The sequence below is a fragment of the Mucilaginibacter robiniae genome, assembly GCF_012849215.1.
Classification (GTDB): Bacteria; Bacteroidota; Bacteroidia; order Sphingobacteriales; family Sphingobacteriaceae; genus Mucilaginibacter; species Mucilaginibacter robiniae.
Genome location: NZ_CP051682.1, coordinates 1,118,213 through 1,134,006, shown reverse-complemented (window position 1 = coordinate 1,134,006; position 15,794 = coordinate 1,118,213). Strand labels below are relative to the sequence as shown.

Here is a 15,794-nt window from a genome sequence, read left to right as displayed (position 1 = left end):
TGCTGAGTAAGGGTTATTTTTTAGTAAAGCCGTTTAGTTAATAAATAGAATATCAATAATCATTTTTTTACGTTCGTTAAGCAGCTTTTCATACTGCTGGGCGCTTAACTCAAAAAGCCATTGAAACAGGGTGCGGGTAAGCAGTGGGTAAGCCATCAACGAAAACAGGTTTACCATGAAATTAACAGGCTTCATTTTCTTTACGGTGCCTTTATCCATCTCCATTTGTATTTCTTTCAGAAACCCCGCTAGTACCGGCGAACGCTCTTTTTCGGGTGTTACATAACCGTGTGCGTTAATTTCACTAATCATAAATGCTTCTTTATAGGGGTAAGCCACTAATTCGGCATAAAACAGCTCAATGAACTTTTCAATCTTTTTTTTGAACTGCAGCGTAGAGGCTAAAACCTCGTCCATGCGCTGGCAAGTTTCGCCTATAGCTTCCTGGAATACCTTTTCAAACAGCACATCTTTCGAGCGGAAATAATAATTAACCAATGTTCTTGTTACTCCTGCTGCATCCGCAATGTCTTGCGTGGTGGCGTTTAATTTGCCTTCGGAAAAAAATATGCGTTTGGCAGTATCTTTAATTAATTGTTCGGCGCCGGTATCTCTTACGCCCATAGTTTTACTTTCTTGTTTGACATTTTCGTCAGGCAAAAGACGGTAAATGTTGAAATTCAAATGTCAGACAATCTTCATCTTTATGTATTATTCTATTTGCTGAATAGTTGCTTTATGCTGTTTATAAATTGCGCTATTTGTTGGCATAGTGTATTGTGTTTAAGGGTGTGTTGGTAAATTTGTTCTAATTAATCAACTTATATAATTATATAATTAACTCATTATTAAATATTTCTAATGATAGAAATTAGTGGTATTGTTTGAATTTGTTTCCATAAGAAAGAGGTGCTTGTATAATCTGTGTGTCATTAATTAGTTGCAAATGTAAACTAAGTTGACCAATATAGTCAACTTAGTTTACATTTGTTGCGTTAATTTGATTTTTATGAATGCACTCAACCTAAATTATATTTTTCTAATTGTTTCTAAGGCCGCCTCTAGTTCATCACTTACAGGTTTGTTTAAAGGTGCAGCTAATGAAGTAGTAAAACAAAGCTTTCCTGGCGCTGAAAACATCAGTGCTGATTTTATTTTACTACTAATTCGAAATTACTTTTTTGCTATCACCAGCTTTTTCATTTCCCTGGTTGTAGTATTGCAGTTTTGGAGCAACAGCAAACTGGTAGCAATGCGCCATAGCCTTTCTCATCTGTTTCACAAATCAGTATCTACTAAGTTTCATGATGCTTCGGGCTTGCTGAAAGGTTGTACTATGCTGTTGGTGCTGCTGGGTTTTAGCTTGGCAGCTACTGCACAAAACACCGTAGTAAAAGGTACCATTACGGATGCTAAAACACACGAGCCTTTAGGCTATGTAACGGTTGCATTTGCCGGCAGTACGCGCGCTGCTAGTACTAACGACCAAGGTAAATTCACCCTAACTGCTACTGATAGCCACTATACGCAATTGAAAGTATCGTTTGTAGGTTATAAAACGGTATTGAAAACTATTGAGGCAGGCAAAGAACAAATGGTGAACATTGCCTTGTGGGAAGATAAGCAAGTACTGAACGAGGTAGTGGTAAAAGCCGGCAAGAAATCCAAATACCATAATAAAGGTAACCCCGCGGTGGAGTTAATTCGAAAAGTAATTGCACATAAAAACCAGAACCGACTGGAAAACTATAATTATGCCGAATACCGCCAGTACGAGCGCATGAACTTTTACCTGAGCAACCTATCAGAAAAGTTCAAGAACAAGCGCTTATTTAAAAATTATCAGTTCATGTTTCAGGAGCAGGATTCAACCGCTATAGGGGGTAAAAACCTGCTGCCTATTTATATGGAAGAAAAATTATCGCAAAATTATTACCGCAAGGCGCCTTATGCCAAAAAGCAAATTATTGAAGGCACCAAGCAGGTAAAGTACGATGAAAAGTTTATTGATAACCAGGGTTTATCGGCTTATTTCAACCGTTTGTACCAGGATATTAATATTTACGATAACAACGTTTCATTGGTTACCAATCAACTGTTAAGTCCTATCGCCGATCATTCGCCGGATTTTTATAAGTTTTTTATCACCGATACCCTGAAAGATCAGTCGCCGCAGTTGATTGAGCTAAGCTTTACACCACGCAACACCAACGATTTGCTGTTTGAAGGTAAGCTGTACGTAACTATGGATGGCAACTATGCGGTAGAGCGCGCTTTGCTTACGGTAAACAAAAACATCAACCTAAACTTTGTGCGCCAGATGCAAACCACCCTGGCTTTTGAAAAAAACGCCGACGGCAAGTACCACTTGAGCCAAAGTGATTTGAAAATGGAGTTTGGTATCAATAAAAACAAAGGCGGCGGTATTTACGGCGAACGTAAAGTGATTCTGGATAGCTTTATGGTGAATAAAGTGCAAGCTAAGCAAGTGTATGATGGCCCCGCACAAGTATATGCCATGAACTCGGATAGTAAAGATGATAAGTACTGGACCATGAGCCGCCCTGATACCATCCCGCCAGCACAGGCCGGCATCTATAAAAATATTGATAGCCTGCAAACCATCCCGTCCTTCAAACGCACGGCTGATTTGGTAACGCTTTTTGTGGCTGGTTATAAAAATCTGGGGCCGTTTGAAGTAGGACCGGTTAATACTTTTTACAGCTTTAACCCGGTGGAAGGTTTCAGAGGGCGTTTAGGTGGCCGCAGTACGCCAGAGTTCAGCAAGCGGTATTATTTTGAAACTTACGGTGCTTACGGTACCCGCGACCAGCAGTTTAAATATTTTCTAAGTTCTACTTATTCGCTCAACAATAAATCTATTTACGCTTTTCCGCAAAGCTATGTTCGGGCCAGCTATCAGCATGACACTAAAATACCGGGTCAGGAGTTGCAGTTTGTGGAGGAAGATAACTTTTTGCTATCCTTTAAGCGTGGTAATAATGATGTTTGGCTATACAACAATATTTTCAGGTTAGATTATGTGCATGAGTTTGAAAACCATTTTTCATACCATGTAGGCTTCAAAAAATGGGATCAGAGTCCTGCCGGAGCTTTGTACTTTAAAAATTTGGTAGGTGCCCAGCTAAGTAATGTAAATGAAGTGCATACTTCAGAAGTATCGCTGGAGTTACGTTATGCTCCTCACGAAAGGTTTTATCAAGGTAAATTATACCGTACGCCCATCATCGACCGATATCCTATATTTACTTTACGCTATAACCAGGGCATTAACGGCTTATGGGGTGGTAATTATAATTACCAGAATGTTACAGCCAACATCAATAAACGCTTTTACTTATCGCAACTGGGTTATACTGATGTAACTGCCGAGGGTAATTATATATTTGGCAATGGCATACCGTTCCCGCTGTTGGATATTCATCATGCCAACCAAACGTATGCTTTTCAGCTACAATCGTATAACCTCATGAACTTCCTAGAGTTTGTAAGCGATCATTACGCCAGCATCAACATCGACCATAACTTTAACGGGTTTTTCTTTAACAAGGTGCCACTATTCAAAAAGTTAAAATGGCGCGAAATTGTGGATGTTAAAGCTTTATGGGGCGGAGTAAGAAGCCAGAATAATCCGGCTAATAATGCATCATTGCTGCGCTTTCCATTAAATGGTTCAGGTTCGGCAGGTACTTATACACTAAATAATGGCCCTTATGTAGAAGGTAGTGTGGGTGTAGGTAATATCCTCAAACTGTTGCGCGTTGACCTGGTTCACCGCTTTACCTACCTGGATAACCCCGGCGCACCTGCATGGGGCATCAGAACCATGATTAAATTTGATTTTTAATAGTATGTTCGTAAACTTAGCTGGCTTTTATAACGTTTAGCCTAAGTAGGGCAACAAACCCCAAGGAGGGTATCCTCCCAGCAGGAGTACGTATATTATGAAAATCATGCAACCCAAAGATGTGCTTGTTAAACTGGTTTACTTATTAAAGCGCCACACCGAGGAGTGGGCTAATAAGCGATTGTGCTGTGGCGCCCAGTGTTTTAACAATGCACATTTGCCTATGTTTATGAGCATTGGTACAGAAGGTGTATCTAACAACGAATTAGCAGGCAAGCTGAATGTAACCAAACAGGCAGCCAGTAAAATAATGAAAGCACTGGAGGCCGATGGTTTGGTGAGAAGTGAAAAAAGCCCTAACGATGCGCGTAGCGTTATGCTGTACATGACGCCTAATGGGCAAAAATTATATGAATACCTGCATTCGCAGGTATTCGAGTTAGAAGAGCAATATAAAAAGCAGGTAGGTATTAAAAACTATGAAATTGCTGTTGATGTAATGCAGAAACTCATCAAGTTTCATGAACAGCATAATGGCGGTATTGAGAACTACTAAAGTGTTTTAATACAACCCGCAATTATTCGCCACCAGGCGGCGGGCCACCCATGCCTCCTCCAGGCGGCGGACCTCCTGCACCTGGCCCATCACCCGGGCCGGGGCGTTTACCGGCAAACTTTTGCAACCTTAGCGTGAACGATAGCAGATAATATCTGCCCAAGCGGTTAGCTTGTGTTTGGGTAACATAGCTACCGGTTTGGGTGGTAGTAAATCCGGTATTCTGGTTAAACAAATCATAAGCAGATAGCCGTAGGGTACCCACATTTTGTTTCAGAAAACGACGCTCTACATAAGCATTCAGAATGTTGGGGTTGGTAGCACCCTGGTAGCCTTTGTAAATGGTTTTGGTATAGTCATAGCTCAGTACCCAGTTTTTCCAGAAGTAGTTTTTACCACTTACTCCCAGGTTGATAGTTCTGAAGTTGTTGTTGCTGTTATTTTGCGGTAGCGAATTGTTCGTTTTGGTAATGCTGTAACTGGCATTAGCTTCGGCATCAATAATATCAGTTATATCTACCCGGAAGCGTGTGCCTTGTGTAAGGATCAGGTTTTTGGCAATGTTTTTTGCCGTGTTCATCGCATACGTAGCCGAATCTACATTACTAATGTATGAAATGTTATTGTTGTAAGTAACGTTACCATTAACAAATAACGTGTATTTACGTTTTTCCCAAGGCTTGGCATACATGTAAAAACCAGAAGCTGAATAAAAGCCATCAGCATTTAAGTACTGAGTAAGTATAGTTCCGGCCAGTTTGGGGTTAGGTGTGTACACCTGCGGGTAAGTGATACTGTTAGCTACAATCTTATTATCTGTTTTGGTGAATGATAAGTTAGTAAACAACACATTGCCTGATTGGAAATTAAACTGGTTATAGCGAATAGATAAGTTATTATTAAATTCTGGCTTTAAAGAGCTGTTACCCTGCACCGGATAGGAAGCGTTTGAAAAATCGATAACAGGCTGCAATTCATTATAAGTAGGCTGGTTGCTGGCGCCATTGTAGTTTAAGCTGAACGATTGGCTGCGCGATACATTATAAATAAAGCGAGCTGTAGGAGCTATGTTAAAGGTAGTAACGTGCGTATTTGTACTTGTATTTACCGAATGTCCATTAAGTATAGCCGGTTGGGCAGCTATACCTAACGTATAATTATATTTCTTCTCAATAAACCGATAGTTCAAGCCAAAGCGGTTGGTGATAAAGGTATAATTGTAATCGTTGCTCAGCAAATCATAACGGTTACGGGTGTTGGCAGTGGTAAGCGTATCGGTTTCTTTATCTGAAGTAGTATAAGCATAGTGATAGGCATACGTAAGTTCCAGGAATGATCGTTTGCTGAGTGGTTCCAGGTAAGAAAGGTTGGTACTTACACTATCCAGTTTTACATTGGTGCTGATGAGCTGATTGGTAGGTGCATTAGCTGTACCCGTTAAGTAATTGTAAACAGGATTTTGGGTTTGTGTAAGCTTGGTGGAACCCGCACTGGCATTAATGCTGAAATTACGCCCGTGTGAGTTAAAACGATGATTGTATAATACATTACCCCCAAAGTTAGGCGCTGATGAATTTAAGCTGGAAGCCAAAGTGTAATCAGTAATGGTTTGGCTGTTGCGAAGCAATGTACTGCTTTGGGTTAAATCGGTGTTGATACCCGCATAAGTAACGGTTGGCGTTATTTTCAAATAGTTTACCGAATCAATTTTGTATTCTATGTTGAAATTAAAGCGATGGTTAATCTTTTCGTCGGTTTGATTATTACTCTGGTTATTGATAGTAGGCGAGGTAAGCGAATTATTTTTCTGGATACTGGAACTGATAGTATTGGTAGTATTATCTGAAAAACTGTAGCTACCGTAAGTTGTAATTTTTTTACCCCAAGAGTCGCGGTAGTTAAAACCTAATGAGCGTGTAGTGGTAATACCGTTGGTGTTTGAAGTGGAACTTGCACCTGGTGGAGGCCCGCCAGGGCCGCCGCTGCGAGGCCCACCCGAACCAAAGCTAAACAGGTTGGTATTGGTGTTGTTAAAGCTGCCTAATAATGCCAGCTGGCGGTCGCCTTTAAAGCTGAATACGTTGGCTGATGCTACGTAGCGGTTATCTTCATCTTTACCGGCTATAGCTTTCTGGGCATCTGAACCATCGCCCACCGTTGCCTGGCCAAAGTAGCCGTAATTTTTATCTTGTTTAATGGTGATGTTCAATATTTTTTCGGGCTCTCCACTTTTTACGCCGGTTAAGTTAGCCTGGTCGCCGTAATCATCAATCAACTGTATATTTTGTACCACATCGGCCGGTAAGTTTTGGGTGGCAGTTTTTAGGTCGCCGCCAAAAAAATCCTTGCCGTTTACACGAACTTTGGTTACGCTTTTACCCTGTGCCGTTACATTGCCATCTTTATCTACATCAACACCCGGCAGCTTTTTTAACATATCCTGAACAGGTGCACCTTCCCTTACTTTATAAGCATTGGCATTAAAGTCGGTAGTGTCTTCTTTTAACTTTATGGGGTTAACATCGGTAATGGTTACACTTTTAAGCAGGGTAGATTCTGTTTTTAAAATAATGGTGCCTGTATTTACCGATTTGTTATCGGCTGCAAATGAAAACTGCTTTTGGTAAGCAATATAACCGATGGAAGATACCCGGATTATGAATTGATTGTTTTTAACTGTCGGAAAGCTGAAAGCCCCATTGGCATTGGTAACTGTAGTAACACTATCATGGCCGGCAATTAGTTTAACGGTTGATCCTGGCAGGGTAATGCCGGTTGAATCTTTAACTACGCCTGTTACTTCGCGCGTGGTTTGTGCAAAAGAAAGTTTCGTGATAAAAACGAGAGTAATAAATAACAATAGCTGCTTCAAGGCCTGGTAATTAAAATGCTCTTTGCCAGTAACTGCGTACCTTAATTTAGGGAGGTCCCGGTGGCGTAGGTAACAGTTACGGCGCGGAGCTGAGGTGAAAGAATGATACAAGAATAGGTATCAGCATACACCGCTAAAAACAAAATATACCAGCCGGTAAAATGTAGCGACCACTACACTTTTTACCACGACAGCATTTTGCAGGAAAACCAGATGAGGCCAGGTTAGCTGCCTAAGTGAATGGTAAGTTCGGTAGTAAAAGAGTTGTTCTGGCTGGATATGTTCAGGCTGTGCCTGCCGGGGTATAATATAGCTAATCGACGTTGTACATTGCTTAAACCAATGCCCGAGCTTTTATCCTTTGATACATCCAGCGTACTAATGGCATTAACTACCTTAAACTGAAGCGTTCGGTTCTCATCTTCCTGTATGTTTAATGAAATCAGAATTAGTGGTTGCTCAATCATGCCGGTGCCGTGTTTAAAAGCATTTTCCACAAACGGAATCAGCAGCATAGGTTCAATGGTGTATAGGTCGGGGTTGCCTGATACATTAAGGTGTACTTTAACCTCGTTGCCAAAGCGTAGCATTTGCAATTTGATGTAGCTTTTCAAATATTCAATTTCTTTGGTTAGTTGCACCTTGTTATCGTCGCTCTCATAAAGCATGTAGCGCATAAGCTGCGATAGGTTAACAATGGCAGGTTCCAGCTCATCAGATTTTTTGCGGGCAAGCGCCACCAGGTTGTTTAAAATATTAAACATAAAATGCGGACTGATTTGCGACCGCAAAAAGTTTAGCTCGGTTTGCAAATGCACCGTTTCGCGTTCCTGCAACAGTTGGCGCCGTGAGGCATCATCCAGTATTACACGGTAGCAGAAGCTGCATAGTAAAGCAATAAATACCGATAGTATCGGCATGTAGTAGCGCGGTCCGCCTGGAGGAGGGCCAAATTGTTGGTGTGCCATGTGGCTCGAATCGGCTTGGTGCGAAAATTCATAAGCTTGATGCGGTACGGCTACTAGCAATTTCCAATACAATAAGTATAAGGCTACAATAACCAGGTTGGATACAATATACCAGCCTGTGCTTTTGTTACTGAGTAACGGATAAATAAAATAGGTATGAACATAAAATATACACAACAGTAAAAAATTGGAGGTAACTGTAGTAATTAAAAAATGGCGGTGTGCTTCGGCTGGTATGTTGGCTGGCCCTGATAAAAACGGCAGTACCAGCAGCAAAAACCATATCACTACCGGAATCGTGTTGTAAAGCCAAGGTTTACCAATAAGTTTTTTCATACGTTGTACAAATAAAATCAGAATTTATCAGGATGCCACACGAATGAGATAAGCCTGCCGATTGCGACGACGAACCCGGTTGTATGCCTGTTATGGAACTTCACAATCAGTCATTAAAAAGGTGATGTTAATGGCTATAGAGGCTAATTATCTACACAAAACAGGTGTTGGTCTATAAACTCTTGCCGGCTAGTACTAAATGCCGTTATATAGGGTTAAAAGTAAAATCTTTTACTCATGATATCTCCCATTCATAAAGAATATTTTAGGGCAGAGCAAGAGGCAAGTTATGTGTATCTGTACATCAATCAATACCGGGAGCTGTTTACCGGAAAAGCGCAGATTGAATTATGTACAGAAATTAACCCGTGCCGCTGCTGGATCAAACACGATTTACTGCTGCCGCTTGTTGACGATGCATTCAGGTCGGGCATAATCAATGTTCAGGCACCTGCCCTTTGTTTTAATTTGAAATTGACTGAATGCTATTTAACCTTTGGTGTGCAGTACGTTTTTAATCCGGCTATTCATGATGAACGTACTAGGGTAGCCTTCATGAAAACCGAAAATCAATTAAAAGTTCATTATCCTGAGCAATACATTTTGCGCAGAGATTATTATGAAGATACCTACTCCGTAATACTGCAATTACAATTAACATGATGCGTTGCCTGATAATAGATGATGAGCCTTTGGCTTTAGAACTGCTGGAAGATAATATTAGCCAGGTAGCTAACCTGCAACTAACAGGTAGTTGCCGCAATGCCGCACAGGCTATGCAAATTATGCAGCAGCAACCCATTGATTTGATTTTTTGTGATATTCAGATGCCTGGTATTAATGGGTTGCAACTGGTAAAAAGCCTTACCCAAAAGCCGCTGGTTATTTTTGTAACGGCCTATCAGGAGTTTGCGCTGGATGGTTTTGAGTTGGATGTGGTGGACTACTTGTTGAAACCCGTAGCTTTTGAACGTTTTTTAAAAGCTTGTAATAAAGCATCAAACCTGTTCGAGCTAAACAAAAAACAAGCCGATGAGCCTGTGGTAAAAAACCGCAACCACCTTTTTGTGTATGCCGATTACAACCTCATTAAAATCAGCCATGCTGATATTACGCATATTGAAGGGTTGAAAGATTACGTAAAGCTGTATCTCATTAATCAGCCTAAACCTATTCTATCCCGAATGACCATTAAGGCCTTGGAAGAGCAGTTACCTTCCGAACAGTTTTACCGGGTGCATAAATCATACATTGTCAATCTGGAGCATGTGGTATCTATCCGTAAAGGACGAATTAAGATAGGTAATGCTGAAGTGCCATTCAGCGATAACTATAAGGAGGCTATCAGCCGCATGACGGGTAAGCTGCATTAAACTGCGGCACAAGCGGCGGTTTGGTCTACATTATTGTTGGTCTTATCTCATTTATTTCCCATCTCTGACTAGTTAATGCAACTTCGACCTAATCCCTGATGAGTTGATGAAGAAACTTTTCCTTCCACTGCTGTTAATTTTAACTATTTTATCTGTAGCTGCACAAGCGCAGCAGACCAAGCAAATATTGAAAAAAGCGACGGTTGACCATTTTTTTACTGGCCCTTTAGACCAGATGATGGACACCTTGTCGATACAATATCGGATACCCATTGTATTTGAGCGCGACTCGTTGCATCAAATGGATATTGCCGAACACTTTTTTAATGAATCGCTGATGTCGGTATTGAAGCATGTTTGCCGGGCTAATAATTTACAATACTGGATTGAAAATGATGGTACCCTATACATCATGCAACGCCCGGATGATTTGCCCAGGTTAAGAAAAATGTACTCGTTTAGAAAATCGGCATTTAAAATAAAACCAGTTGCCTTACCGGCTCCCAAAGGACCGCCTACTCGCTTTAGCTTTGCCTTAACCGGTAAAGTAACCGACCAGAATACCGGCGAATCATTACCCGGGGCCAGTGTTAAAGTCAGGAACATAGATTTAACTACCCTCACCAATGCTAATGGTAACTTTACCTTACTGAATGTACCGAGCGATACGGTAGCCATTGAAGTATCTTACGTAGGCTATCAGCCTGATGTATTTCGGTTAAGCAGCGATAAACTGGATGGCTCATTGGTGCTGGCTTTGTACCCGACCATGAATGCCCTGAATGAGGTAACCGTAACTGGCAAAAAAGCTGGCGTACTGAATACCGATAGTAAAAAAGTGAGTGTTTTACAGCTTACCCCGGCTGCACTTGATAAACTGCCCAACATTGGCGAACGCGACGTAATGCGGGCTTTTCAGTTGATGCCTGGCGTGAGTGCCACCAACGAGTCTTCATCTGGTGCGTACGTGCGTGGCGGAACACCCGATCAGAACCTGGTACAGTTTGATGGTTTTACGGTGTATCAGGTAGATCACTTGTATGGCTTCTTTAGCGCCTTTAATAGTAATGCTGTTCGGGATTTGGAACTTTATAAAGGTGGTTTTTCCGCTAAATACGGCGGGCGCCTATCCAGCGTTACTGATATTCGTGGTAAGGATGGGAATAAAAATGAAGCCAACATTGGTGGCGATTTAAGTTTGCTTAGTACCAACATTTACGCCGAAACTCCCATAGGGAGCAAATCATCGGTATTGGTAGCTTTTAGGCGATCGTATCAAGGGCCGCTGTACGATAAAATTTTTGGTCAGTTCAATACGTCAACCACTACTAACAATGCTCCGGGTGGCGGTCCCGGTGGACGTGGCGGTTTTGCCAACCTATTTACGCCATCTTCGCATTTTTATGACTTTAACGCCAAATACACTTACGCACCTTCATCAAGAAACACCTTTAGCTGGACGTTTTATAGTGGTTCGGATGATTTAAATAATACGCGTGGTTTAAACTTTCCTAACCGTTCATCAAGCAGTAACAGCATTACGGTGAATGATTATCTGAAATCAGGCAACATTGGTTCAAGTTTAAAATGGTCAACTACTGCCGGGCGTAAGCTGTTTGGTAATACCATACTGAGCTACTCCGGGTTCTGGAGTGATCGTAATCGGGGCATGACTGGCAGCGTTACCGATAGCGGCGTTACAAAATCGATAAATAACAGCATGGTGGAAACCAACCGCTTGCACGATGTAAGCTTGAAATCAGATTGGGAATTGCAAACTGGTTCTAAAGTGAAATTACTGTTTGGTGGTTATGCATCTTACCTGAACATTAAATATTTATACACGCAAAACGATACTTCTAAACTAATTGACCAGCATAATACCGGCGTAATAACCGGCGGTTACGGCGAACTGGAAATAGACCCGAATAGTAAACTCCATTTGCAACCAGGATTGCGCGCCACCTATTATACGCCTACAGGTAAATTTTATCCGGAGCCGCGCTTTTCGGCAACATATGATTTAACCAGTAATTGGAAACTGAAAGCAGCCACCGGCCGCTACTATCAATTTACCAATCGGGTAACACGGGAGGATATTACCGGCGGCGATCGTTATTTCTGGACGCTGGCTAATAACAGTAGCACCCCGGTAGGCTCAGCTAACCATTTTATTGGTGGTTTTAGTTATGAAACAAATAACTGGCTATTTGATGTAGAAGGCTATTACAAAAAGCTGGATGGTTTAACCGAATATTCCATCAGGCAGCAGGGTGGAGGCGGGCCGTTTAGCGCCGGCAGTACGCAAACTATTACTGAAAATTATTACACGGGTTCAGGCTATGCGAAAGGAGTTGAGTTTTTAGTGCAAAAGAAAGTTGGCCTGTACACCGGTTGGATTGGTTATACTTTGGCACAAGCCCGCAATAAGTTTCCGGCCTATCAGGATGGTTATTTTGCCTCACCGCAAGATATCAGGCACGAGTTTAAATCCATCAACATGTACCATTGGCAGCGATGGAGCTTTGCCGCCGTATTTATATTCAGTACCGGGCACCCTTACACGGCACCGCTGGGCAGCTATACCGTTACCAACATTGATGGTAATAAAACCACTTACTTAACCATTAGCGGTAAATATGGTGAACGCCTGCCTGATTACCACCGACTGGATTTATCGGCAACTTACGATTTGCTTAAAATTGATGGTCGCAAGTACGGCAGTATAGGTATATCCCTCTTCAATGTATACAACCACGTGAATACCTGGTACAATGAATATTATATTCAGAATAATCAGGTAATTACCTCAACTATCCGCTATCTGGGTTTTACGCCTAACATTACACTGAGCTTGAAAATAAAATAATGAGTAAATATATACATTTCTTTATTGGGCTGATGGCTTTGGCTGTAATGGCCTCTTGTAAAAAAGAGTCCACTTCAACCGTGGCTAATGAACCCGTTGTGGTTGGTTACTTATTGCCCGGTCAGCCGGTAAGCATTAAAGTTTATCAGCAAAAAGGCCTTACTGATACTGCTACCTTTGGTGCATTAATCAGCGGCTTAAAGCTTACTGTATCTGATGGTAGCAAAACCGTGCAGTTAACCGAGACAGCTACCGGTACTTATACCTACAGTGATCTTTCGTTCCTGGTTGCGGGTAAAACCTATTCGCTACAGTTTGCCTATAACGGAGCTAACGTATCAGCCAGTACACTAATGCCGGCTAAGCCTACGGGTTATAAAGCCAGTCGCACCAGTGCCAATATTCCAACCACGAACAGCGTATCATACAACAGTGATATAGCTGTAACATACACCTGGAACAACCCCGACTCGCTGTACCACGTGCTAGTTTTCAAAAACGATGATCCCAGTCCTTACAATATCAATTTGCGCGCTAACGATTTGGTGAATTTTACTTTGAATGCTGAACGAAATGCCTCTTTTAATCTTTATTACCGAACGTTGAACTATATTGGAACCTACCGGGTAATACTGTATAGCGTAAATAAAGAATACATTAATGCACTAAGCAGTAACGCCAATAGTTCATCGCAAAGCTTAACTAACCCGCCAACCAACATTACCAATGGCTTCGGTATTTTTACGGCCATGCAGTCTGATACGGTTGCGCTTACACTAACGCAATATTAAAAAAGGCAGGGTAACAACCTTGCCTTTTTTAATATCGGGCCTTATAGCTTATGTATCATTTTCATACAAGCTGCTGGTCAATCTTGCAATTTTGTATCTTGCCCGCATCAACCCACATAAGTTCATGAAGGTTAAATCACTACTTTTATTTTTGTTTTTGGGTGCAGAATTGGGTAATGCGTATGCCCAGCACCGTGAGCGCCAAACCCATACCAACGATACTATAACTTCTAATTATCAGCCTCAAGAGCTGTTTTCGCCTTTGTTTTATCAGGAAAAAGGCAACGAGTTTCATTCAGCCAACGGTAACCCCGGGCCTAAGTACTGGCAAAACCGGGCCGACTATGTGCTGAAAGCTGCTATTGATACTGTGAGCAAAACGTTAACCGCTACCGAAAATATTACTTATACCAACAACAGCCCTGATGCTTTAGGTTATCTATGGTTGCATCTCGACCAGAACACGTATAAAAAAGATGCCCGTTCTAACTTTTACACAGGCACGGCAGCCACGCAACACACTACCGGCTACCAGTTAGAAGAGGTGCAACTTATACAAAACGGCAAAACTTATAAAGCCGATTACATAGTTACCGATACCCGCATGCAAATACGCCTGCCACAAGCGGTAAGTGCCGGTGGTGGTAAAATTAGTATTGCCATTAAGTACCATTACACTATACCAGGCACCTTTGGTAACCGTACCGATTATTCGTACACCAAAAATGGGGCGATATACGAAATAGCCCAATGGTTTCCGCGCATGTGCGTGTATGATGACACTCATGGCTGGGATACCTTGCCGTTTTTAGGTAGTGGTGAGTTTTACCTGGAGTACGGTGATATGGATTATTCGGTGACCCTGCCGGCTAACATGATTGTAGCTGGCAGCGGCGAGTTGGTAAACCCCACTGAAGTACTATCGCCTCAGCAAATCAGTCGCCTGAATGCAGCGCGTAATAGTGATAAAACCATCATGATTCGTACACTGGCCGAAGTAAAAGAAGCCGTTGCGCATCCGCAGAAGAAAGGTAACCTGACTTGGCATTTTAAAATGTTGAATACGCGCGATGTGGCATTTGGTGCTTCCAAAGCTTACATCTGGGATGCTGCCCGCATTAATTTGCCTGGTGGCAAAAAAGCTTTGTCCATGTCGGTTTACCCGGAAGAAAGTGCCGGTAATGACGCTTGGGGCCGTTCAACCGAATATTTGAAAGGTGCTGTAGAACATTTTTCTGAAAAATGGTTTGTGTACCCTTATCCGGTAGCCATTAACGAGGCCGGTACTGCAGGTGGTATGGAATACCCCGGTATTTTGTTTGATGGTATAGGCGATAAGGGTAAAGATTTGTTTTCGGTTACTGCGCATGAGATTGGGCACAACTGGTTCCCGATGATTGTAGGTTCTGATGAACGCCGCTTTGCTTTTATGGATGAAGGCTTTAATACCTTTGTGGATATTTATGCCAACGATGTTTTCAACAAAGGCGAATATGCCCCTAAGCGCGATGGCGAATACGCTCCCAACGGTGGCAACCCGGCCGATGAAATTATCCCAACGATTACCGATCCTAATGCACCCATCATCATGACAGCAGCTGATGCCGTGAGTGAGCGTTACCGGCACCCGATTGAATATTACAAAGCCGCGTTCGGTATGGTGTTGTTGCGCGAGCAGATATTGGGTAAAGATCGTTTTGATTATGCGTTCCGCAACTACATTCATCAATGGGCTTACAAGCATCCGCAACCTGAAGATTTTTTCAGAAGTATGGAAAGCGGTGGGGGCGAAGACCTTTCCTGGTTTTGGAAGAGCTGGTTTTACAACAACTGGAAGCTGGATATGGCTATAGTTGATGCCCACTGTGTAAACAACGATCTGAAAGAAGGCTTAGCCGTTACCATAGCTAATAAAGAGCGTATGGCTATGCCGTTTACCGTAGCCGTAACTTTAAAAGATGGAACGCAGCAGCGTATGCAGTTTCCGGTTGAAACATGGATACAAAATAAAGTAGTTACCTTTACTATACCCGTAACTCAAGAAGTGAAAACCGTGCAATTAGACCCAGATGCTGCTTTGCCAGATGTTAACCGGGCTAATAATAGTTTTATGCTGAAGTAAGAGGTGGATATTGGGGGTTTTCAATCTATATAGTTTTAA

General features: G+C 42.0%; 10 protein-coding genes. 7 read left to right on the top strand and 3 right to left on the bottom strand.

The genetic code is table 11. The features are described from left to right. Nucleotides 1-33 precede the first annotated feature (33 nt). The gene (locus HH214_RS04975; RefSeq protein WP_169606289.1) at nucleotides 34-624 is read right to left on the bottom strand and encodes a TetR/AcrR family transcriptional regulator; all 591 of its coding nucleotides are present in this window, start codon (nucleotides 622-624) and stop codon (nucleotides 34-36) included. Nucleotides 625-1,336: 712 nt separating this feature from the next. On the opposite strand from HH214_RS04975, the gene HH214_RS04970 reads away from it, so the two are divergent. After that, nucleotides 1,337-3,868, top strand: coding sequence for a DUF5686 family protein (locus HH214_RS04970; RefSeq protein WP_449288824.1), 2,532 nt, complete (start codon nucleotides 1,337-1,339; stop codon nucleotides 3,866-3,868). 97 nt (nucleotides 3,869-3,965) lie between these two features. Continuing rightward, on the top strand, nucleotides 3,966-4,424 hold the full coding sequence (locus tag HH214_RS04965) for a MarR family winged helix-turn-helix transcriptional regulator (RefSeq protein WP_169606288.1): 459 nt from the start codon (nucleotides 3,966-3,968) through the stop codon (nucleotides 4,422-4,424). Nucleotides 4,425-4,446: 22 nt separating this feature from the next. Here HH214_RS04965 and HH214_RS04960 read toward each other — a convergent pair whose 3' ends face one another. After that, complete coding sequence (locus HH214_RS04960) at nucleotides 4,447-7,296, bottom strand: outer membrane beta-barrel protein (protein WP_169606287.1); 2,850 nt, start codon at nucleotides 7,294-7,296, stop codon at nucleotides 4,447-4,449. A 224-nt stretch (nucleotides 7,297-7,520) separates the two neighbouring features. Next, complete coding sequence (locus HH214_RS04955; protein WP_169606286.1) at nucleotides 7,521-8,600, bottom strand: sensor histidine kinase; 1,080 nt, start codon at nucleotides 8,598-8,600, stop codon at nucleotides 7,521-7,523. A gap of 237 nt (nucleotides 8,601-8,837) precedes the next feature. On the opposite strand from HH214_RS04955, the gene HH214_RS04950 reads away from it, so the two are divergent. The 5 genes from HH214_RS04950 (at nucleotide 8,838) to HH214_RS04930 (ending at nucleotide 15,755) form a co-directional block, all read left to right on the top strand. Beyond that, nucleotides 8,838-9,263, top strand: a complete 426-nt coding sequence (locus tag HH214_RS04950) for a hypothetical protein (RefSeq protein ID WP_169606285.1) — start codon at nucleotides 8,838-8,840, stop codon at nucleotides 9,261-9,263. Beyond that, nucleotides 9,260-9,973 carry a LytR/AlgR family response regulator transcription factor gene (locus HH214_RS04945; protein ID WP_248282207.1) on the top strand — a complete coding sequence of 238 codons (714 nt, stop codon included), beginning with the start codon at nucleotides 9,260-9,262 and terminating at the stop codon, nucleotides 9,971-9,973. Before HH214_RS04950 ends, HH214_RS04945 begins: the two co-directional genes overlap by 4 nt. A gap of 106 nt (nucleotides 9,974-10,079) precedes the next feature. Continuing rightward, nucleotides 10,080-12,842, top strand: coding sequence for a TonB-dependent receptor domain-containing protein (locus HH214_RS04940; RefSeq protein ID WP_169606284.1), 2,763 nt, complete (start codon nucleotides 10,080-10,082; stop codon nucleotides 12,840-12,842). Then, entirely contained in the window at nucleotides 12,842-13,633 is a 792-nt protein-coding gene (locus HH214_RS04935; protein WP_169606283.1) for a DUF4249 family protein, read from the top strand. Before HH214_RS04940 ends, HH214_RS04935 begins: the two co-directional genes overlap by 1 nt. 124 nt (nucleotides 13,634-13,757) lie before the next feature. Next, nucleotides 13,758-15,755 carry a M1 family metallopeptidase gene (locus HH214_RS04930; protein WP_169606282.1) on the top strand — a complete coding sequence of 666 codons (1,998 nt, stop codon included), beginning with the start codon at nucleotides 13,758-13,760 and terminating at the stop codon, nucleotides 15,753-15,755. Nucleotides 15,756-15,794 lie beyond the last annotated feature (39 nt).

Excerpts from the sequence above, each read along its gene's own strand:
- HH214_RS04975 (WP_169606289.1), bottom strand. The coding sequence starts at position 624 with ATGGGCGTAAGAGATACCGGCGCCGAACAATTAATTAAAGATACTGCC.
- HH214_RS04970 (WP_449288824.1), top strand. The coding sequence starts at position 1,337 with ATGCTGTTGGTGCTGCTGGGTTTTAGCTTGGCAGCTACTGCACAAAAC.
- HH214_RS04965 (WP_169606288.1), top strand. The coding sequence starts at position 3,966 with ATGAAAATCATGCAACCCAAAGATGTGCTTGTTAAACTGGTTTACTTA.
- HH214_RS04955 (WP_169606286.1), bottom strand. The coding sequence starts at position 8,600 with ATGAAAAAACTTATTGGTAAACCTTGGCTTTACAACACGATTCCGGTA.
- HH214_RS04950 (WP_169606285.1), top strand. The coding sequence starts at position 8,838 with ATGATATCTCCCATTCATAAAGAATATTTTAGGGCAGAGCAAGAGGCA.
- HH214_RS04945 (WP_248282207.1), top strand. The coding sequence starts at position 9,260 with ATGATGCGTTGCCTGATAATAGATGATGAGCCTTTGGCTTTAGAACTG.
- HH214_RS04940 (WP_169606284.1), top strand. The coding sequence starts at position 10,080 with ATGAAGAAACTTTTCCTTCCACTGCTGTTAATTTTAACTATTTTATCT.
- HH214_RS04935 (WP_169606283.1), top strand. The coding sequence starts at position 12,842 with ATGAGTAAATATATACATTTCTTTATTGGGCTGATGGCTTTGGCTGTA.
- HH214_RS04930 (WP_169606282.1), top strand. The coding sequence starts at position 13,758 with ATGAAGGTTAAATCACTACTTTTATTTTTGTTTTTGGGTGCAGAATTG.